We start from the raw sequence: 19,524 nt of genomic DNA, 5'->3' as shown, positions 1-19,524 counted from the left end.
ATAAGGCCAAAATTAACAACGCTTCAACGCCTGCTTGTGCTCATACATCGCCGCATCCGCATCCGCCAGCAACTTGTCCACGGTGTCATGGCGCTGCGGGTTGTATTCGATCTGGCCGACGCTGAAGCGAATCGCGTAACCACGGTGCAACGTGGCGTTGCGCTCTTCGAGGATTTCCTTGAGCCGCGCCATGATCCTGGTGGTTTCCACGTGACTTGAGCCAGTCAGCAGCGCCACGAATTCATCGCCACCCAGACGCCCGACCACATCGCTCTCGCGAAAGGCGATGCGCAGCACATCGGCGAAGTTCTTCAGCGCGCTGTCGCCCTCGGCGTGCCCATAAAGATCGTTGATCTGCTTGAAGTCATTGAGGTCGAAAAACAGCAGAGTTGCCGGTTTTTCCAGTCGCGCGCAGGCATCCAGCGCATGTTGGGCCAGCATCTTGAAGCCGCGACGGTTGGACAGCAGCGTCAGCTCGTCCATGCTCGCCATCTGCACGGCCATCAGTTCCTGCTCGGCCATGCCGGCCAGATCACGCAGCAAGGCGCGCTCTTCGTCGTCGAGCTCGCGGGGTTTGGTGTCGATCAGGCACAGCGTGCCCATCTTGTTGCCGTTGGGCACGGTCAGCGGATAACCGGCGTAGAAGCGGATATTCGGATCGCCGATCACCAGCGGATTGTCGTGAAAGCGCTCGTCCTCGCGGGCATCGCGCACCAGCAGCAGTTCGTCCTTGAGAATCGCGTGGCCACAGAACGAAACGTCCCGTGGGGTTTCGGTGGCGTCCAGGCCCACGCAGGACTTGAACCACTGCCGATCCTTGTCCACCAACGTAACCAATGCGATCGGCACGTTGAACAGACGCTTGGCCAGTCGCGTCAGCCGGTCGAAACGCTCCTCCGGTGCGGTGTCGAGCAGTTTCAGGTCCTGCAGCGCTTGAATGCGGACAGCTTCATTGGCGGGTTTGCCGGGTACCAGCATCACACACTCCTTTGTCGTCGATGCAGTTGAGCGTAGACCGAATCAGCGATGACTCAACCTCTCATCCGCCGACCACCGGACATGGCCCGCCCGCATCGGCCCACAGTTTGAACTGGGTCACGAAGATATCGTGCGGCACCGGCACCGGCGCGCGCCCTGCCCCGGGATTCCAGCCCCAGAGCACCAGTTTGTCTTCGTTGACGTGTTTGATCAGCGCGGCGAAGTCCCGGTCGCCGTTGCTGGCGCGGTCCTTGATCATCGCGCACAAGCGATCCGGCGGCAGGCCGATCCAGGCCATTTTGTGCGCGGCTGGCGGCAGGCTCCAGTGCGGCGCGCCGGGTGGCGCGTGAGGGCCGTAGCTGGCCGGCGGATTGCTTTCAGCGTGACAGGTAGCGCAGGGCAAACCGGCCGCGCCCTTGCCGTCCATGCCGCGCACCACGCTCATGGCGTGGGGGATGCCGGCGTCGAACTGCAACGGCGAATCGCCGGGAATGTGGCAGTTCTGGCAGCGCGGGCTCTGGAAGACTTTCTGCACCGTGCCGAAGGCTTTCAAGGCTTCCTGATCGTCGGCAAACAGGTCCGACGCGTAACCGCCCAGTCCGACCAGAATCACGGCGCCCAACAACAAATGTCGTTTCATCTCACACCCCCGACAATAACAGCGGCAGTTCCCGCAGGCGTTGCCCGGTCAGGGCGAACACCGCGTTGGCCACCGCCGGCGCCGTGGGCGGCACACCGGCCTCGCCGATGCCGCCGGGTTTGTCGGTGCTCGGCACGATGTGCACCTCGACCACCGGCATTTCATTGAGCCGCAACACTTGATAGTCGTGATAGTTGGACTGCACGACATGGCCGTCCTTGAGGGTCAGTTTGCTGTGCAGCGCCATGCCCAGGCCGAAGGTGATGCACGACTCCATCTGCGCCGCGATGCTCTGCGGGTTGACCGCAATCCCGCAGTCCACTGCGCAGACCACCCGATGCACGCGGATCGCCAGATTGTCCTGGGACACCTCGGCCACCTGCGCCACGTAACTGCCAAACGATTCGTGCACCGCTACGCCCAGCGCATGGCCGTCCGGCAACGGGGCTTTCCAGTTGGCCTTCTCCACCGCCAGATTCAACACGCCGAGATGTCGGGCATGATCCTTGAGCAGCGTTCGTCGGTACTCCACCGGGTCCTTGCCCGCCGCCGTGGCCATTTCATCGATCAGCGACTCCATGACAAACGCGGTGTGGCTATGGCCCACCGAACGCAGCCACAGCACGTTGATCCCGGTGGATGGCGAATGCAGATCGACCTGATGATGGGCCAGGCCCTTGATGTACGGGCTGTCCGAAACGCCTTCGACCGACGTCTGGTCGACGCCATTCTTGACCATGGTTTTCTCGAGCATGGTGCCGGCCATGATCGACTGCCCGACCAGCACATGCTGCCAGGCCAGCGGCATGCCGTCGGCGCCGAGGCCGATCTTCGCCTGATGCAGGAACATCGAGCGGTAGTAACCGCCGCGAATATCGTCTTCGCGCGACCACACGGTTTTCACGGGCATTGCGGCAGCCTTGGCCACTTGCACCGCTTCGGCGACAAAGTCCGAGGTCGGGTTGGCACGCCGGCCGAAACCGCCGCCGAGGAATTCGGTGTGAATCTCGACCTGCTCCGGTTTCAGCCCGGTGATCTTGCCGGCAACCATCTGATCCAATGTCTGGAACTGGGTGCCGGTCCAGATCTCGCACTTGTCGGCGCTGATCTTCACCGTGCAGTTGAGCGGCTCCATCGGCGCATGGGCCAGGTACGGCACGCTGTATTCGACGTCGATTTTCTTCGCTGCCTTGCCGAAGTTGCCCTTGGCATCGCCAGCCTGCGCCGCCGAAGTGCCCGGTGTGGCCGCCAGTTTGCGGAAACTCGCCAACAGCTTTTCACTGCTCAGATCAGCGTTCGGCCCCAGATCCCAATCGACCTTCAGCGCATCGCGACCGAGTTTCGCCGCCCAGTAATGCTCGGCGACCACCGCCACACCGGTCGGCACCTGCACCACTTTGTGCACGCCAGGAATCGCCAGGGCTTCTGCGCCTTCGAAGGATTTCACCGTGGCGCCAAACGCCGGCGCCCTAGCGACCATCGCCGTCATCAATCCTTCAAACTGCACGTCCATGCCGAACTTGGCGCGGCCAGTGATTTTCTCCGGCGTGTCGAGGCGTTTGGTGGGTTTGCCGATGACTTTCCAGTCTTTGGCTTCCTTGAAGGTGATCGACTTCGGATCAGGCACCGGCAGTTGCCCGGCGGCGTCCGCCAGTTCGCCGTAGGTGGCGCGGTTGTCGCCGGCAATCACCACGCCGGATTCGGTGCGGATCGTCGACGGGGCCACGTTGAAACGCTTCGCCGCCGCTTCGATCAGCATCTGCCGCGCCGTGGCGCCCGCGAGCCGGTAACGGTCGAACTCCATCCAGGTCGAGGTCGATCCGCCGGTAATCTGCATCCCGCCAAAACCGGGCATGCCGTAATCGGCGGCCGAGGCTGGCGAGTGCTCGACGCGGATTTTCGACCAGTCGGCGTCCAGCTCTTCGGCGATCAACATGGTCAGGCCGGTCCAGATGCCCTGGCCCATTTCCGAATGGCCGAGCAGCACAGTGACGCTGTTGTCCGCCGCAATCCGCAGGAACGCGTTCGGCGCAAACACCTTGCCTTCATTCTCGGCCGCCATGGCAAAACGGTTGCCGCCGGGCACCACGAACGCCACCACCAGACCACCGCCAAGCACCGCACTGCCCTTGAGAAATCCGCGACGGGATACAGGACTGTTCATCACTCACCTCCCCTCGCTCAGCCGATGTCGGCGGCACGTTTGACCGCCGCGCGGATTCTTGGGTACGTGCCGCAGCGGCAGATGTTGCCGGAGAGCGCCTGATCGATATCGCTGTCGGTGGGTTTGGGGATTTTCGCCAGCAACGCGGCGGCGGACATGATCTGCCCGGACTGGCAGTAACCGCACTGCACCACGTCCAGTTCGGCCCAGGCCTGCTGCACCGGGTGCGAACCGTCGCTCGACAAACCTTCGATGGTGAGGATTTTCTGGCCATGGGCGACGGCCGTGGCCGGGGTGATGCAGGAGCGCAGCGGCGCGCCATCGACGTGCACGGTGCAGGCACCGCACTGGGCCATGCCGCAACCGAATTTGGTACCGGTCAGGTGCGCGACATCGCGCAGGACCCAGAGCAACGGCATGTCCGCGGGGACATCGAGCTCCTGATCCTTGCCATTGATGTTCAAGGTCAGCATCGGGGACTTCCTCAGACTCACGGTGTTCTGAAGGGCGCTGCTACGGCTCTCGATGGCCGTGCGCACCTCGGCTTATCCCTTTCAGCTAAGCGCATTTTGACCCGACGACCAGCCGCTGCGACCACCGGTCATGGCTGTTTGGTGAGCGGCACGGGCAGGTTCAGCACGATCTGCGCGTCCTTGATCACGTCCAGGCGCAGGATCCGCGTCGCCCCGAGGCCATCGAGCAACTGGCTCAGCGGGCCGCCGTTGCGATCCAGCTGCACATCGCGAGGAAACAGACGTTGGGCAAAGGATAGTGTGTTGCTCTGCACCACGCTCTGGTGCCACAGGCCATCGACCTGATGAATCATGGTGGCGGTGCTCATGCGCGATTGCGGCGTGACGTTTTTCAGGGTCGGCAGCGGCGCTTTCAGCACCAGGTCCGGCAAGCCCTTGGGCCCGTCGATGCGGGCACTGACGCTGTTGCCGATGTTCACGTTGATGTCGGCGCGCCACTTGGGCAATTGATAGCCGTGCACGCCGCGCACCCGGGCGATTTCGGTGTTCACCGGCAGCGCCAGCACATGGGCGGTGAAACTGCGTCGGCGCATGGCGTCCATCAGTTCCCGCACGTGGGAGCCACGGGCGCCGGGGCGACGCACGACAATCGCCACGGAGACCTCGTCGTACGGGTCGTTGTCGCAAACCGAATAGGAGAAAAACGTCAGCGCTACCAGTCCGTAACCGGGAAACGCCCGCAGCGGTTCAAGCGGCGCAGGCAAGGTGGCGCGCAGTCGGTCCAGCGGCGCCAGGAACAGCAACTGCACGCTGCCGGAACGGTAATAGAAATTCGGCGCCCAGGTCGGCCCGACTCTCGACGCGACCTGCTGCTTGGGAATGCGCCGGAAGAAGTCGATGTTGCCGGCAGCCTTGTCCCGGGCCACTTCGTCGAGGTTGGGGTTCATCCGGAATCGGTCGTAGTAGCCGCCCTCCAGCACTTCGACCTTGTGCGTTCCGAATTCCACCTCTGTAAAGCGCTTGTTCATGTTCGCTGACCTTCTCGCTGATTGACCCGGCGGATGGCCGGTGAGCAAGACTCTAAGGTTCAACCAAACTTTAAGGTCAAGCGCACAACGGCTATGGCCCATCATTCACGCCAGCGATGACCGTTCGGAACTTGCTTGACCTTGAAGTGCACTTCAATCCTAGAGTTGATAACGCTTGTCATCACTCCCTTCGGGGTCACGTTCCGCATTTTCCAGGAGTCGCGAACATGGGATATGTCACAACGAAAGACGGCGTCGAGATCTTCTACAAGGACTGGGGCCCGAAAGACGCTCCGGTAATCCATTTCCACCACGGCTGGCCGCTCAGCGCGGACGACTGGGATGCGCAGATGCTGTTCTTCCTCGCGCAGGGCTTCCGGGTCGTGGCCCATGATCGACGGGGTCACGGGCGTTCGAGCCAGGTCTGGGACGGCCATGACATGGATCATTACGCCGACGACGTGGCGGCGGTGGTCAATCATCTGGGGACGCAGAAAGCTGTGCATGTCGGCCACTCCACCGGTGGCGGCGAAGTGATTCACTACATTGCCCGGCATGGCGAGGATCGGGTCTCCAAAGCCGCGATTATCAGCGCCGTGCCGCCGCTGATGGTGAAAACCGACAGCAATCCGGGCGGCTTGCCCAAATCGGTGTTCGACGATCTTCAGGCGCAACTGGCGGCCAATCGTTCGCAGTTCTATCACGATGTACCGGCCGGCCCGTTCTACGGCTACAACCGCCCCGGCGCCAAACCTTCGGAAGCAGTGGTTCTCAACTGGTGGCGTCAGGGCATGATGGGCGGCGCCAAGGCGCACTACGACGGGATCGTTGCGTTCTCGCAGACCGACTTCACCGCCGCCCTGAAAAGCATCTCGATCCCGGTGCTGGTCATGCACGGCGATGATGACCAGATCGTGCCGTATGAAAATGCCGGCGTGCTGTCGGCAAAACTGCTGAAAAACAGCACGCTGAAGATCTATCCGGGCTTCCCCCACGGGATGCCGACCACCGAGGCGCCGACGATCAACGCAGATCTGCTGGCGTTCATTCGCGGCTGATAGTGGCCGGGGTCAGGCGCCCTGCCTGACCCCGGCTATTCTTCGGTTCGCCCCGTTCCCTCGCGATCACGCACGTAATGTCCGGCCAAGGGGAAGTCCGGCAGCCACGACTCGCGACGCACCGTCCACAGCTCATAGGTGGGCTGGAACTGATCCGGTGCATCCAGCGCGCCGAGATTGACCTCGACTTCATCGCCACTGCGGCCAAACACCGACGAGCCACAGCGCGGACAGAAATGTCGCCCCGCATAGTCATGGGTTTCGCCGCTGATCGTCACCGCGTCCTCGGGAAAGATCGCCGACGCGGCAAACAGCGCGCCATGGTGTTTGCGGCAATCCAGACAATGGCAAACGCCAACCCTGTAGGGTCGCCCTGACGCCTCGATCCGCACTTCGCCGCACAGACAACCGCCGGTCAATCGATCCATGGGACACCTCGTCTGAAAATGGAATATCCGGTGAGTGAAAATAGCAGCCCACTGGGGGAACGCTTACAATCGTGGCCCATTAATACTATTCAGGCAGAACCGTTCTTTCATGGCGCTCGATCCTCTCACGATGCTCACCATTTCCACCGCCCTGGCCGCGGCGGCCGCCCTGTATCTGGCGGTCGAATGGCGCAGCATCCGCGAACCTTCCCTGCTGTTCTGGAGCGCCGGTTTCGCCACCATCACCGTCGGCTCGAGCCTCGCCCTGTTGCGCGCCAACGGTTATCCGCTGATCGGCATCTGGTTCGCCAACGGCCTGCTGGTGGTCGCGCACTGGCTGTTTCTGCTGGGGGTCGCACGGTTTACGCAGAAGCGCTTGTCGCGGGCCTGGTACTTGATGTTCCTGCTGTGGCTTTCGTTGCTGCTGTTACCGGAAGATCCGTCGTGGTCGAAGATCATGTTGATGGCCAACTCGCTGCTGGTGGCCGCGTTGATGCTGCGGGCCAGCCTGTTGCTGCGCCCGCATGGCAAGTCGTTGAGCGTCGGCGCGGTGCAACTGCGGTATGTGCTGCTGATCCACGGCGCGTTCTATTTCACCAAGGCGATCATCGCGGTGATTCCCGGCACGTTGATCGATCTGGCTTCACTGCGCGGCGAGATCATTCAGATTTCCCTGGTCGAGGGCGCGATGGCGATCATGCTGATCGCGCTGTCGATGACTGGCACTGAGCGCTATCGCCGGGAAAAACAGATTGCCGAACTCGCCGCCCGTGACCCGCTGACCGCGCTGTACAACCGTCGCGCCCTCGAAGTCCGCGCACCACGTCTGCTCGATGAAGTCTCCAGCGCCCGCCCCGGCGCCCTGCTACTGATCGACATCGACAACTTCAAACTAATCAACGACCTGTACGGCCACACCGCCGGCGACCGCTTGCTCATCGCCCTCAGCGAAATGATCCGCGCGGTGCTGCCCAAAGGTGCACTGGCGGCACGGCTGGGCGGTGACGAGTTCGTGATGCTGCTGGGCGATGCGTCCCACGCACAGATCATGCTGCTGGGCAGTGCGCTGCGTGAGCAGTTTCAGCAGATGACGTCCCAGACCTACACCACCCCGCAAGCGGTCACCCTGAGCATCGGCGCCAAGGTGTTCGATCAGCCGCCGGCCAGCCTCGCGGCGTTGATCGAGCAAGGTGACAGCGCGCTCTACGAATCCAAGCGCGCAGGTCGCAACCGGATTCAGCTGGCCGACTACACCTGACCTATCCTTGGCTGCATCCCGCGATCCCGGAGTCCGTCATGTCCTCGCCTGAATCCACCCTCCTCCAGAGCTGGCACCACAACGCCCGGGCCTGGACCGAAGCCGTGCGCAGCGGCTCTATCGAAAGCCGCCGGCAAGTGACCGACCAGGCCATTCTGCTGGCGGTGATGGGACGCCAGCCCGAGCGCGTGCTCGATCTGGGATGCGGCGAAGGCTGGCTGTTGCGGGCGCTGGTCGAGCGTGGGTTCGAGGCAGTCGGCGTGGACGGTGATGCGACGCTGGTCGAGGCCGCGCAGTTGGCCGGTTCATCGCCCGTGCATGTCGCCAGTTACGAAGATCTGGTTGAAGCGAAAGTCGACATCGGCCGTGATTACGACCTGATCTGCGCCAACTTTTCCCTTCTGCATCAGGACATCATCCCGCTGCTCGCGGCGATGAATGCCCTGCTCGTGCCCGGCGGTGCGCTGGTGATCCAGACGCTGCATCCGTGGTCGGTGGCCGCCGGTGATTATCAGGACGGCTGGCGGGAAGAAACCTTCGACGGGTTCCAGGGCGAGTGGTCGCCGATGCCATGGTATTTCCGCACCCTGTCCAGTTGGCTGAATGCGCTGGACATGGCCGGCCTGCAATTGACCGGCCTACGCGAGCCGCAGCACCCGCAAAGCCCGGTCCCGCAGTCGTTGCTGATGATTGCCGAGCGTCGCGGGTAAATCGCTAGAGCCTCGGTTTAAGCAGAATCCCGGTGTAATGCCGTAAAAACAGCGCGAACCCCGCGCACCAGAGCACCACGGACAACCCCAGCCCCAGGCTGGAAAACGGCACCAGCAACACCCGGCAACCCGCCGCGATCAACACCAACGCAAACCCAAGCACCACGCCCTTCGCCGGTTGCAACAAGCGGCCAGTGTGACCAAGGCTGACTCGCGCAATCATCGCCAGAATCAATCCGCCGACACCGCCAACGGCCAGCGCATGAGTCGCCAGGCTTTGCTGGCCGAGCAGCCCCAGATGCCACGCCGCCATGGCCCAGATCGCCAGCGCCATCCAGCCGTAAGCCAGGTACAACGACCAGAGCAGTGGCACCCGCCACATCCCGCGATCATGCCAGCGGATCAGCCGCCATATTTGCAAACTGCCGGTGAGCGCAAACAGCGCGGCCAGCCACACCCGAGGTGAATCGTTGAGACCCGCCACAAACGTGATCGCCGTCAGCAGACTGCCAATCAACAGTAACCGCGTAGGCAACGGATGGCTGGCCGGTGCGGGTGGACGGTTCAAGCCGCGCTGAATGAAAAACGGAATCACCCGCCCGCCGATCACCGTCATCAGTGCCGTAATCAGCCACAGCGCACCCAGCACGCCTTGGCGTTGCAGACCGGTGTCGTCGTTGAACAGGCCGATCAAGGTCAATGCCTGACAACCGGCCATCAGCCCGAGTACCAGCACAATCGGATAGTTGTCACGTTTGCCCGCAGCAATCAGATCCCGCGCCAGCATCACCGCCAGCAGCGGCAGGAAAATCCATTGCAGCACGAGGATCAATGCCACTGGCAACGGCATCCACCACGCCACTCGACCGAGCAACCAGACGGCCACCAATGCAATCAACGCCCCGCCGCGCACGCCGGGAGTTCCGGTCCAGTTGGGCACCGCCGTCAGCAAAAAACCGGCAACGATTGCCGTCGCGAAACCGAACGGCATTTCATGCCGATGCCAGGCGAGCATGGCGCCCGCCGGTTGCAGATCGAACCAGTGGCCGTAAAGCCACAAGCCCCAGACCAGGATTGCCAGAGCGGCGAATCCGGCACCCGCCAGAAACAGCGGCCGAAAGCCCAGGCTGAACAGAGGCGCTGCGGCGAGTCTGCGCATCTCAGGCCACCGCCGTTGCAGGAGAATGGGCCAACCGGTATTGCGACAGCAGACGCATCACATAGCCGATCTTGATCAGCGTCGGGCCGACAATGGTCATGGCATGCATCGCCACCAGCAACGCAATCGGCATGTGGCCCTGATACAGATAAGCGCCATAGATCCCGGCCAGCAACATGACCAGACCGGCGACGAGCATTTTGCTCGACAGGTGCAGAACGTTCAGCGGACTCTCGAAGAAAGCGAACATGTTTTCGTACTCCTGAGCGGATCGGTTTGTACGCAAGACATTTCAACTTGCGTGCCAGATTATTCGCCCAGCAATATCAGTCAGTTGCGCAAAAACGAGTCAATTTGACACAGACGCAAAGTAGTCATTTTGACAAACAAAAAGGTCAATACGACTACACCCCATCCTCCTTGCATCCAACCATCGATCCGCGGCACCGCCAGCCGAGCACAGACTGGCTACGCTATTAATCCAGCGTGTCCAACCTGCCGAGGAAGACTGCCATGCAACGCTTTCAAAAACTCACGCCCTGCCTGTGGTTCGACGATCAGGCCGAAGCGGCGGCGAAGTTTTACTGCTCGATCTTCGACCACTCGAAAATCACTGCCCTCACCCACTACAGCAAAGTCGGCCAGGAATTCCATGGTCGGCCGGAAGGCTCGGTGATGACCGTCAGTTTCGAACTCGACGGCCAGACTTTTACCGGGCTCAACGGTGGGCCGGTGTTCAAGTTCAATGAGGCGATATCGTTTCAGGTCAACTGCCAGAACCAGGAAGAAGTCGACCATTTCTGGGGCAATCTCAGCGCCGGCGGACCGGTTGAGGCGCAGCAATGCGGCTGGCTCAAGGACAAGTTCGGCGTGTCGTGGCAGATCGTGCCGGTGGCGTTCATGCACATGATGACCGACCCCGACCAGACCAAGGCCCAACGGGCGATGCAGGCCATGCTCGGGATGAAAAAACTCGACATCGCCGAACTCGAGCGAGCCTTCGCCGGCCAGAGCTAATACACTCGGGCACTGGCCTGCCGAGAACCACAACGATGAAACACGCTGCTGCCAAGAACCCCGAACAAGCCCCGCGCTTCTGGCGCGACGACGCCCTGCCCTTCATCGAGGCGCGGGCCATCGCCGATGGCCGCGAGGTCTGCTATTCACGACACTCCCACGCGCACTTTTCCATCGGCGCGATCACCGCCGGGCGCAGCACTTATGTGCATGAGCAATCCTCGTTCGAAGTGTCGGCCGGCACGGTGGTGCTGATGAATCCGGGGGATGTGCACGCGTGCAATCCGATCAATGATCAGCCGTGGTCGTATTTGATGTTGTACGTGGAAACGCCGTGGCTGACGGATCTGCAGCATCAACTGGGCTTCAGTGCGGAACTTGAGTTTCGGCGGTTTTCCGATACCCACTTGAATGACGCCCGTCTGTTTCGCGACTTGAATGCGTTATACGGCGTATTGGTCGACGATCAACAAGACGTGCTGCGCAAACAGAGCGCGGCGGTGGAATTTTTCAGCGACCTGCAACTGTGTCTGAACCCTATCGAGCCATCGTTGCGAGAACCGAATTTCAAACTCGAACGCGCCGCCGACTTCATCCGCCGGCACTGCACCGATCTGCTCAGCCTCGACGACATTTGCACGGCTGCCGATTTGTCACCGTCGTACCTGATTCGTGCTTTCAAACAGCATTTCGGCATGACGCCCCATGCGTTTTTGGTCAACCAGCGCATTCAGTTTGCGCGTGAGTGTTTGCGGCGCGGGCAGTTGATTGCGGATGTGGCGCTGGAGGCCGGGTTTGCCGATCAGGCGCATTTTCAGCGGGCGTTCAAGCAGCATCTGGCGGCGACGCCGGGGCAGTATCGGGGGTGAAAGCAAAAACGGCCCGCATTGCTGCGGGCCGTAAATGTAATCGACAGAGTCATTGGTCAATGACCTTGCTGCTAGTAATCAAAACGCACGCCCTTTCCGATCACTTGTACCAGATTATGTGAAAGTCATTTGTTTACTGAATCGAGTCCAGGCACCAATCGAAGCAATATAAAAAGTCACAGTCACAGTTTGCTTGACCGTATTTACTACGTCGAATGTACAGTCCCAGGTTCCCCTCCGCAGAGGTATATTCGCTACCTGACCTCCGTAGCCCAAGAAATAAGCGCTACCGGATACTTGAACGTTCAGCGTCATAGATTGATTTATATCAAGGGTGTCGTAGGTCACTCTGTTTGGCGACAAGCCATCAGCTGCGGCTCCCGAAGCAACGTGTGCTCTTACTTCCGCTATACCAGCGGATGCATTTACAGGAAACGACCCTGAAAAAGTCATTGAGCCCGTGGTAGCTGAACCTGTTGCATAAGCGGTCGTCACGCTTACGGTCTGAGCAGTCGTATTGGAGACAGGCAATATTGCCTTCCCTTGCGAGTTCAGCGTGACAGTAATTGCGTTGGATGCATTGCTGAATCGCGCATTCCCGGACAAATTGGCGGTAACCTGGCTACTCGGCTGGCCACTGATCGTGACGGAGTTTGTTGCTCTAGTGTGTGGCCAGTCGTACGGCAAAGCTGACACGGCCAAGCCGCCAGAAGAAATGTGCATGACAAGGGGTGCGAGGGTATTTACCGTCAGATTCCAGACATTGGAGTAAACAGGGTTGCCAAGGTGATACAGCGACTGAATGTAGAACCGGTGGGGACCCTGAGCGACCGTGATGGTGATCGAATAGTTTCCCGCCGCGTCGGCGGTCACCTTGCCCAACGACTTCGCGGTCGCGCCACTGCCATCGTACAACTCGCCCTGCTGACCGGGGCTCAGCTTGCCGCTGATCACCAGTGTGAGTGCCGTGGTGGTTCCTGCGTTGGCAACAGGTTTACCGGTGGCGGTGTTTTCGTTCACGTTAACGATGGTTGGCACAATGAGCGCCACAGCATTGATCGTGTAAACCTGATCCGCAAATTTCGTCGCCGTCGTAGGGTCGTTGCTCTTGTCTTCCGACACCGAGAACTGCACCGTCAGCTTAGTGCCATCGCCCAGCTGCGCCAGATAGCTGTTGACCACGGTTTGCACGTATCTGCCCAAGCTGATCCAGGACGGATTGCTCCTTGCTGGAAAGCCGTTCCAGAGTTTCAAATTGTGCACGGTGCCGTCGGGCTTGAAGCCCAGCAGTTCCAGCCAGCACGGCTGATCGGGAACCATATCCGTCCAGGTCAGCGCATGAATTGTGGCGTTTTTTCCCGCCAACGCTGGAACGTCCAGCACTCTCTTGTTTGCTTCCGCTTCCACGATGATCGGCGGGTTATAGACTTTCTGTTTGGCGGTAATGGTGATTGAAGTCGTTGGCGACACATTGCTGTTGCTCAACTGATCGACCACCTTGGCGTATACCTGATGGGTGCCGTCACCGATCTGCTGAAGGTCAGTGGCCGTCAGGGTGTAGGTCACCGGGTTGGAAGGATGGACGTAGGGGATGGTTTTTCTCCATGTCCCCACGGTCAGCGTCAGCACGTCATATTCGCGCGGTTTGCTGCGCGTAAAAGTGAACGTGGCCGGCTGCCCCGGGCCGATGCTGGCCGGATGGCTGACCGTGATGCCGGAGACCGGGTTGTTGAACAGCACCTTCAGTATCGGATCGGATTTATCTTTATTACCGCTGACTTCAGTGACTTCGTAGTGCAGGGTATTGAGGCCATCAACCAACCATCCCCATGGCAACTCCATCCAGATGCGGTCGTTTTCTTTGCCCGGCTTGACAGTCTCGATCACGGAGGTTGCCTGGTCGTTGACCCACAGTCTTACGGAGTCACCGATGGCAAGAGAAGAGGAAAACAACATGACCGGGTCGATCACCATGAAGAGTTTGGTGGAGGGCGAATGAATGCTTTCGGGAATGCCGAGATGGTAGGCCCCTGGCGGTTGCAGGTTTTCTTCTGCGCCTGGGACAGCCATCGGATAAAGCTTGAGCAAGTCGTTGATCTGTGTCGAATTGACGTTGATGTTCATGCTCTTCTCCAGGCGTACGGTGGGAAGCCCTCTTCGGGGCGAGGTTCATGACACCGTGAAAGCAGAGCATCGTCACCTGTCAGATCTGACAGGGGAGCGTGGTTTCAAGACGAATGGTCATCGGCGAACGGCTTTCCTGCAGATGCAAAAACGGCCCCGCAAAGGGGCCGTTTCGGATTCAGCACTCAGGGCCGAGGTTCTGCCGCCACGTCCAGGTTATCCAGCGCCCGGTTCACCGCCAGCTCGCCCAGCATGATCAGTTGCGCAATGCCCAGCAGCACATGCCGCTGCGAGCCGTCCACCAACCCGGCGAAGTCGGTGGCCATGGTTTTGGCGCAGGTCAGGGTTTCGCAGGCGTCGGCCAGCAGTTCTTCGCTGTCGATGCCGGGGGCGATGAGGTAGCGGGTGTTGGGTTTGAGCAGCGGTTTTCGGGGGAGCAACGGATTGAGGTAGTGATCGAGGGCGCGTTCGGCGGCTTCGTGGAATGTCTTGGAATCGAGGGTTTCGTAGGGCGAAGTGGTGTCGGTTTCGGGTGGGTTTGGCGTTGGTTTGATCATTGTAAAACTCCCTGATTAATGGAGCTGCCACGGTTCGCTGCGAAACGAAGAGAGGTGGCAGCTGTACGCGGGTTCGCAGACCGGGAATCAAGGAACCCGGCATACCCGAAGGTATCCCGCGCACAACCGCCATTACGCGACCAGCAAAAAATGCTGAACGGAAACGACGCTCTGGGCGCCTTGATTGATCCGGGCTGCGAAACCCGATCGCTGATTCGTCAGCGACCGGCCCACAATAGAACCCGGTCCCAAGGCCCACAAGCCGGCGGATTCTGGCGGATGCGTAGGCAAAGGCGCAAGGTTGCGTGGCTTTGCGGACATAAACTTCAACACTCTTCAACGAGGGCTTCCGAAGGCCCGGAAACGACAAAACCCGCGCTCCCCATTGCAAGGAACCGCGGGTTTACATAGTGGGGACTGGTAAATAAATGCGTCCCCTTTTTCTCTCTTTTTCTCTCTTTTTCTCTCATTTCGAGTATTCCACTGTTTTTTGCTCAGCTGTTTTCTTAACTCTACATACCCGGAAAAATATACATATTTATCGTCAACAACATTCCAGGCCTTTCAAATCAACCTCCCCCTTCAACCCTGACACCGCAAAGAAATACTTAGAACAGCTATCACCACAAACTTTACGCCTTGTCGCCGTACTCTAAAAACCGCCCTCACAAACACGACAAACAAAAAAAAGATCATCTAATTCTATTTATTTCACTATTAGAGAATGGATTCCGAATCATGAAACCAGCAGACAACCACGCTTACGATTCCACAGACTCACTTCAGAAAAATAAAGTAAGCCAGACCATTACAAACTTCATCAGCGATGAATACGCCGTTGAACGCCTCGACTGGAAATGCAACGAAATCCTGGTTTCGTGTGTGGAAGACAGCACATTCGACCGACTTCATCGCAACGGCAAAGTGTCGCTTTCCATACTTCTGCGCCACGATGATTTTCACTTTGTCCGCGCTTGGCGCAAAATTCCGGACAACGCTGTGTTTCTGCTGGACGAGCATGGGCGTCTCTACTTCAGTTACCGAAACATGGTCGCCAGCAACGACCGGCCCGCTACCCCCTTTGTTTCTCCCCGGGATATCACCGCGGATGTCGCAGGTCTGACGAGCTTCGGCGACAGCCTCGAACTTCTGGCCAAGGTCGCCGAATCCACTGGCGGCTGGATCGTTACGGGAGGCGAAGTGACGCTCGGCCAGTGGCTGCGATTCAACGGGCTGCAAGTGCCGGACACCGAACAAGACACCCGCAACTTGCTCGATCTGTTGAACTTCTCGACATTGCCTGAGCCTCCGAAGTATGGAAACTATTGGCAACTTCTGGACGCGCCCGACGAGTCGCCGTTCAAACTTGTGGGAAACAAGCGGGTCATGCTTCTTGAACTGACACAAAGTTGCACGCAGGATTCTGAAGCCATCATCAATGGCCTCGGCAGACGCGTGCTGATTGAAAGCGTACCGGGCGACGGCGCTACAGCCAGTACGGACTATCGCCTGCAGCAAGTGCTCGAAAGTGCGGCGTTAAGGCACGGGCAATATTACCTGTCGAAATTGGGCTGGCTTGATGAAACAGCAGCAACAAAACAATCGACTGAACTGGCAGAACAACTGGCAGCTGCCGTGATCTTGCTGGACCTCGACCCGGGGCTCAATATCGCCAATACCCACTTCGCCGGCTTTGATCTGTATTCAAAAAGCTACTTCAAACAGCATCCCTCCCGGATTCGGGTCGACCTGGAAGCGCATCTGATCAAGAACCTGCACATCGCCCCCCCACTCGCGCCGCTGGTGGCACAAATGGTTTTGGCAGGCATGGCCCCCGAGTACCTCTTTCCAGACTGGCCGCCCAGCCTGCAGATGGGGACTCCGGCCTGCGTGATCGCTACGCAGGCTATACATCTGGTTGAAGCGCTGGTTCCCGGCGCCAGCCGCAGAATGACCTATCAACATTTGATGGGATTCAGCCAGTCGACAAAATCACTCGCGCCACTGGCGGCATTGCAGGCCGAGGGAACGGTGGATCCGGTGGTGACCTGGGCCTGGATGAACGGCCTCATCACGCGCGATGCGCGAGGCGATCTCACGCCAAAAGAGATCGAGCGCGCCATACGCGAGTACGATCAGTACGTCGCCATGATGCTGGAAGCCACTGAACGTTTTTCCAGGCCATTTCCTGATCGCAGACAGCTCGCGCTGCAAGAACTCAAGTCTCGGGAACCGGATTGCGACCCCGATGAACTGCTGGTCAAACACCGTGGCAGTGGCGGTGGCGCCGGTCGCAAAGTGTCGGTGCTGGATCTCTACATGAGTGACGAGCTGCACACCCAAGACTGGGATCGCATCAGAGGCACCAGTATCTACAAATCTTTTCCGAGATTGCCCGATCTGTTTCCCGTTACCGAGCTTTACGAAACGGAGACCGCCAGTCACTTCGACGCCGTCCTCGATGGGTTGACGCGCAACATCCAGATCGCCATTTCACAGCTGTTTCCGGAAGATGCAGCGTCTATCGAAGACGGAGCGATCGGTGTCTATTGCGTTCAGCAGATGAACTACAAACCGGCGAGAGTCACCGGTCGTTATGGCATCAGCCCTGCCACTTACATCCCGGGAGAAACCGGTCGTTATGGCGTCATTCTCTGTGTACAGCATGGCTACGCCATCAAGTGTTTTGAGCTGTTTCCTCTCCGGATGGAGTGTCGGCACAACCCTGATCTGGAAACACTCTTCAATCCGCTGGTTTCCGGAAGCGTCTTCCAGCTCGACACTCGATTCACCGATCAGAAGCAACTCGAAAGAGCCCCCGTTGATCTACAGGCCTATCTGCAAAACGTCACCCCCAGGGCCAACGTCAAATCCAGAATCCAGATCCGCAAGATTGGTGCATTTGAAGCCCCCGGCGCGTATGAAAAGCGGGACGATCAAACACCCCTGTACCGATCCGCACGCGTGAAAGACCTGGGCTCGCTGATCGCCAGAAAAAATCCGTATATCACCGAGCAGGAAATCCACCAACTGGGTCTGCAACAAACCGTACGGGAGAAGGCGATTGAAAAGACCGACGCCATCTTCAACATGATTCTCAACCTGATCATCCCCTTCAAGAGCTGCGTCGAAGGACTGACGTCAGGGGATCCGAAGAAACAGGGTGGTGCAATTTTCGACTGCATTGTCGATGCCGCCGTTCTCGCAATGACCCTCTTCGCTGCGCCAGCGGCAATCGCTGCCGCCGCCAGTAAAGCCGCGAACATCGCCGGCAAACTACTGTCGGCTTCGCGGGTTCTGGCCAGCACGGCCCTCAGTCTGTTCAACCCGATATCGGGTTTGCCGCAACTGCTCAAGGCCGGTGGAAAACTGCTCGGCCGAGGTGTTGCGAAATTGAGCGCAAGTGCCCTCTCACTTGCCCACCAAGCCAAACAGCAACTGAGGTTCTTGACCGGCGCCAACAGTTACGACCTGCTCAAGGTCATTGATCACAGCGGCTCGGCAGTACACACGCGGATGTCGCTGGACACGGTTTCGCATGCTCGGGCACTGCTCAAAAGCGATGCCATCGAAACGGTACAACACGTCGTTACGCGTTTGAGCGACAAGAATTTCAAGCTGCCCAAAGGGGCAACTGAAACAGAATTGCGCCACCTCGCAAACAACGCCGTGAAGGAATCCGCGTACCAGTCGAAACAGGCAGGCGATCTGGAGTCGCTGATCGGTCGAGGGGCTTTGGAAGAGCTGACAGAAGCATTCATCAAGGGCCACCCCGTCCAGCTCAACGATGCGCGCAGCACGGCGCAGGGTTACACCGAAACACTGGCTGTCCTTTACGAACTCGAGAGTAGAAAAGCCCGATACATGAAGGGCTATCAGCAAGACATTCTTAATCTGGATCTGGGCAAATCACCGTACACCGACGTGATGCCGGAAGCGCGCTTCAATCCCCTTGGCTATACCGATCCGTCACAACGAGCCACCGCGTGGATGTTGAACGGATCGAGCTCCAGCGGTAACGACTTCGACAATGTCCTTGGGGTATTGCGCGATTACACCGCGAACAAGGCCCCCCTGAACGACCCGAACGTGATCAGGGAAATTCATCGCAAACTTGTGCCGGACGCTGTAGGGCGGGTGCGCGATGCCGGCGCACCGACCAAGTACGGCAGCAGCCCTACCGGATTCGCGCTGCTCGAACAGCATCTGAAAAACCTGGACCCAAGCCATCCGCACTTTGACAAACAGGTATTGGGAGCTGTAGTCGGCTTTCAGGGCTTCGGTGACGGCAACGGTCGTACGGCCAGTGCTCTGTATTCGATCAGCCAACTGCGAGACAACCGATTCACGGCCATGCCGCCCCACATCTTCAGGGAACTCAACGGCATTTTCTGACGATGCCAGATTGATCTGATGACAACAGATCCGTACTCCGCCTGCCGGAGTACGGATCAGGGCAGCAGCAAATACCCCGCACTCACGGCCAACAGCAACGCCATCACCCGATTGAACAAGCGCATTCCCGCCGGATTGTGCAGATAGCCACGCAGAAACGTCCCGGCATATACCCAGCACCCGACCGACAAATAACAGATCACCAGATACACCGCCGCAAACTGCCACACCAACCGCGCCTCGCCATCGGCGACAAATGCACCCATCCCCGCCACGCAGGCCAGCCAGGCCTTGGGATTGAGCCACTGCATCACCGCGCCGTAGAGCATCGATGGCGCACGTCCCGATTCGCCTGCATTCAACTGGCCGTTATCGGTGGCCAGTTTCCAGGCCATGAACAGCAGAAACGCCACCCCGGCCAGTTGCACCACACGGGTCAGCGCCGGCCACAGTTTCAACACTTCATGCAGCCCCAGCCCCATCAACACCAGCAACAACACAAACCCCAGCGTCGCCCCGGCCACATGCCGCTGGCTGGCGCGAAAGCCGAACTGCGCGCCGGAGCTCAACGCCACGATATTCACCGGCCCCGGGGTAATGGACGCGGCCAGGGCAAACGCCGCCATCGATACAATCAGACTCATCGCACACCTGCTTCAAATCGAG

The 19,524-nt window shown here is 59.4% G+C and carries 17 protein-coding genes; 6 read left to right on the top strand and 11 right to left on the bottom strand.

Annotated elements, in window-relative coordinates; translation table 11 throughout:
• Positions 1-12: 12 nt before the first annotated feature.
• The 5 genes from QR290_RS12640 to QR290_RS12620 form a co-directional block, all read right to left on the bottom strand.
• Entirely contained in the window at positions 13-978 is a 966-nt protein-coding gene (locus tag QR290_RS12640) for a sensor domain-containing diguanylate cyclase (protein WP_289205070.1), read from the bottom strand.
• Positions 979-1,039: 61 nt separating this feature from the next.
• The gene (locus tag QR290_RS12635) at positions 1,040-1,618 is read right to left on the bottom strand and encodes a hypothetical protein (protein ID WP_289205069.1); all 579 of its coding nucleotides are present in this window, start codon (positions 1,616-1,618) and stop codon (positions 1,040-1,042) included.
• Position 1,619: 1 nt separating this feature from the next.
• Positions 1,620-3,782: a xanthine dehydrogenase family protein molybdopterin-binding subunit gene (locus QR290_RS12630; RefSeq protein WP_289205068.1), complete on the bottom strand. Its 2,163-nt coding sequence runs from the start codon at positions 3,780-3,782 to the stop codon at positions 1,620-1,622.
• Positions 3,783-3,799: 17 nt separating this feature from the next.
• Positions 3,800-4,255, bottom strand: coding sequence for a (2Fe-2S)-binding protein (locus tag QR290_RS12625; protein WP_007956954.1), 456 nt, complete (start codon positions 4,253-4,255; stop codon positions 3,800-3,802).
• Positions 4,256-4,383: 128 nt separating this feature from the next.
• Entirely contained in the window at positions 4,384-5,283 is a 900-nt protein-coding gene (locus tag QR290_RS12620; protein ID WP_289205067.1) for an acetoacetate decarboxylase family protein, read from the bottom strand.
• Positions 5,284-5,510: 227 nt separating this feature from the next.
• Between QR290_RS12620 and QR290_RS12615 the strand changes: the two genes are divergently transcribed.
• Positions 5,511-6,341, top strand: coding sequence for an alpha/beta fold hydrolase (locus QR290_RS12615; protein WP_289205066.1), 831 nt, complete (start codon positions 5,511-5,513; stop codon positions 6,339-6,341).
• 35 nt (positions 6,342-6,376) lie between these two features.
• On the opposite strand, the gene QR290_RS12610 is transcribed toward QR290_RS12615, so the two are convergent.
• Complete coding sequence (locus tag QR290_RS12610) at positions 6,377-6,769, bottom strand: GFA family protein (RefSeq protein ID WP_289205065.1); 393 nt, start codon at positions 6,767-6,769, stop codon at positions 6,377-6,379.
• A 109-nt stretch (positions 6,770-6,878) separates the two neighbouring features.
• Between QR290_RS12610 and QR290_RS12605 the strand changes: the two genes are divergently transcribed.
• Both QR290_RS12605 and QR290_RS12600 read left to right on the top strand, forming a co-directional pair.
• Entirely contained in the window at positions 6,879-8,027 is a 1,149-nt protein-coding gene (locus QR290_RS12605) for a GGDEF domain-containing protein (protein ID WP_115077403.1), read from the top strand.
• A 38-nt stretch (positions 8,028-8,065) separates the two neighbouring features.
• On the top strand, positions 8,066-8,737 hold the full coding sequence (locus QR290_RS12600; RefSeq protein WP_289205064.1) for a class I SAM-dependent methyltransferase: 672 nt from the start codon (positions 8,066-8,068) through the stop codon (positions 8,735-8,737).
• A gap of 4 nt (positions 8,738-8,741) precedes the next feature.
• Here the strand turns inward: QR290_RS12600 and QR290_RS12595 are convergent, their stop codons facing one another.
• Together QR290_RS12595 and QR290_RS12590 are read right to left on the bottom strand one after the other, a co-directional pair.
• Positions 8,742-9,896: an NnrS family protein gene (locus QR290_RS12595; RefSeq protein WP_289205063.1), complete on the bottom strand. Its 1,155-nt coding sequence runs from the start codon at positions 9,894-9,896 to the stop codon at positions 8,742-8,744.
• Between the two features lies 1 nt (position 9,897).
• Positions 9,898-10,146 (bottom strand): transmembrane sensor/regulator PpyR, encoded by a 249-nt coding sequence (locus QR290_RS12590; RefSeq protein ID WP_289205062.1) that lies wholly within the window; start codon positions 10,144-10,146, stop codon positions 9,898-9,900.
• Between the two features lie 263 nt (positions 10,147-10,409).
• Here QR290_RS12590 and QR290_RS12585 point away from each other — a divergent pair, with 263 nt between their 5' ends.
• Positions 10,410-10,913 (top strand): VOC family protein, encoded by a 504-nt coding sequence (locus tag QR290_RS12585; protein ID WP_289205061.1) that lies wholly within the window; start codon positions 10,410-10,412, stop codon positions 10,911-10,913.
• Positions 10,914-10,948: 35 nt separating this feature from the next.
• The gene (locus QR290_RS12580) at positions 10,949-11,782 is read left to right on the top strand and encodes an AraC family transcriptional regulator (RefSeq protein ID WP_289205060.1); all 834 of its coding nucleotides are present in this window, start codon (positions 10,949-10,951) and stop codon (positions 11,780-11,782) included.
• A 114-nt stretch (positions 11,783-11,896) separates the two neighbouring features.
• Here QR290_RS12580 and QR290_RS12575 read toward each other — a convergent pair whose 3' ends face one another.
• Positions 11,897-13,906 carry a hypothetical protein gene (locus QR290_RS12575; protein WP_289205059.1) on the bottom strand — a complete coding sequence of 670 codons (2,010 nt, stop codon included), beginning with the start codon at positions 13,904-13,906 and terminating at the stop codon, positions 11,897-11,899.
• Positions 13,907-14,091: 185 nt separating this feature from the next.
• A complete protein-coding gene (locus QR290_RS12570) occupies positions 14,092-14,463 on the bottom strand; it encodes a DUF6124 family protein (RefSeq protein ID WP_289205058.1) in 372 nt (123 codons plus the stop codon).
• Positions 14,464-15,201: 738 nt separating this feature from the next.
• Between QR290_RS12570 and QR290_RS12565 the strand changes: the two genes are divergently transcribed.
• Positions 15,202-18,858 (top strand): hypothetical protein, encoded by a 3,657-nt coding sequence (locus QR290_RS12565; protein WP_289205057.1) that lies wholly within the window; start codon positions 15,202-15,204, stop codon positions 18,856-18,858.
• Positions 18,859-18,914: 56 nt separating this feature from the next.
• Here QR290_RS12565 and QR290_RS12560 read toward each other — a convergent pair whose 3' ends face one another.
• Positions 18,915-19,502, bottom strand: a complete 588-nt coding sequence (locus tag QR290_RS12560) for a LysE family translocator (RefSeq protein ID WP_289205056.1) — start codon at positions 19,500-19,502, stop codon at positions 18,915-18,917.
• Positions 19,503-19,524: the final 22 nt, after the last annotated feature.

Source organism: Pseudomonas fluorescens, from assembly GCF_030344995.1.
Lineage (GTDB): Bacteria > Pseudomonadota > Gammaproteobacteria > Pseudomonadales > Pseudomonadaceae > Aquipseudomonas > Aquipseudomonas fluorescens_BF.
Note: the sequence above shows the minus strand (reverse complement) of the source record. Positions and strands in the feature narration are given on the sequence as shown.

Bases quoted from the DNA above. Each gene is read 5' to 3' on its own strand.
- QR290_RS12560 (WP_289205056.1), bottom strand. From the start codon at position 19,502: ATGAGTCTGATTGTATCGATGGCGGCGTTTGCCCTGGCCGCGTCCATT.
- QR290_RS12565 (WP_289205057.1), top strand. From the start codon at position 15,202: ATGAAACCAGCAGACAACCACGCTTACGATTCCACAGACTCACTTCAG.
- QR290_RS12610 (WP_289205065.1), bottom strand. From the start codon at position 6,769: ATGGATCGATTGACCGGCGGTTGTCTGTGCGGCGAAGTGCGGATCGAG.
- QR290_RS12635 (WP_289205069.1), bottom strand. From the start codon at position 1,618: ATGAAACGACATTTGTTGTTGGGCGCCGTGATTCTGGTCGGACTGGGC.
- QR290_RS12615 (WP_289205066.1), top strand. From the start codon at position 5,511: ATGGGATATGTCACAACGAAAGACGGCGTCGAGATCTTCTACAAGGAC.
- QR290_RS12625 (WP_007956954.1), bottom strand. From the start codon at position 4,255: ATGCTGACCTTGAACATCAATGGCAAGGATCAGGAGCTCGATGTCCCC.
- QR290_RS12605 (WP_115077403.1), top strand. From the start codon at position 6,879: ATGGCGCTCGATCCTCTCACGATGCTCACCATTTCCACCGCCCTGGCC.
- QR290_RS12570 (WP_289205058.1), bottom strand. From the start codon at position 14,463: ATGATCAAACCAACGCCAAACCCACCCGAAACCGACACCACTTCGCCC.
- QR290_RS12620 (WP_289205067.1), bottom strand. From the start codon at position 5,283: ATGAACAAGCGCTTTACAGAGGTGGAATTCGGAACGCACAAGGTCGAA.
- QR290_RS12590 (WP_289205062.1), bottom strand. From the start codon at position 10,146: ATGTTCGCTTTCTTCGAGAGTCCGCTGAACGTTCTGCACCTGTCGAGC.
- QR290_RS12595 (WP_289205063.1), bottom strand. From the start codon at position 9,896: ATGCGCAGACTCGCCGCAGCGCCTCTGTTCAGCCTGGGCTTTCGGCCG.
- QR290_RS12640 (WP_289205070.1), bottom strand. From the start codon at position 978: ATGCTGGTACCCGGCAAACCCGCCAATGAAGCTGTCCGCATTCAAGCG.
- QR290_RS12585 (WP_289205061.1), top strand. From the start codon at position 10,410: ATGCAACGCTTTCAAAAACTCACGCCCTGCCTGTGGTTCGACGATCAG.
- QR290_RS12600 (WP_289205064.1), top strand. From the start codon at position 8,066: ATGTCCTCGCCTGAATCCACCCTCCTCCAGAGCTGGCACCACAACGCC.
- QR290_RS12630 (WP_289205068.1), bottom strand. From the start codon at position 3,782: ATGAACAGTCCTGTATCCCGTCGCGGATTTCTCAAGGGCAGTGCGGTG.
- QR290_RS12580 (WP_289205060.1), top strand. From the start codon at position 10,949: ATGAAACACGCTGCTGCCAAGAACCCCGAACAAGCCCCGCGCTTCTGG.
- QR290_RS12575 (WP_289205059.1), bottom strand. From the start codon at position 13,906: ATGAACATCAACGTCAATTCGACACAGATCAACGACTTGCTCAAGCTT.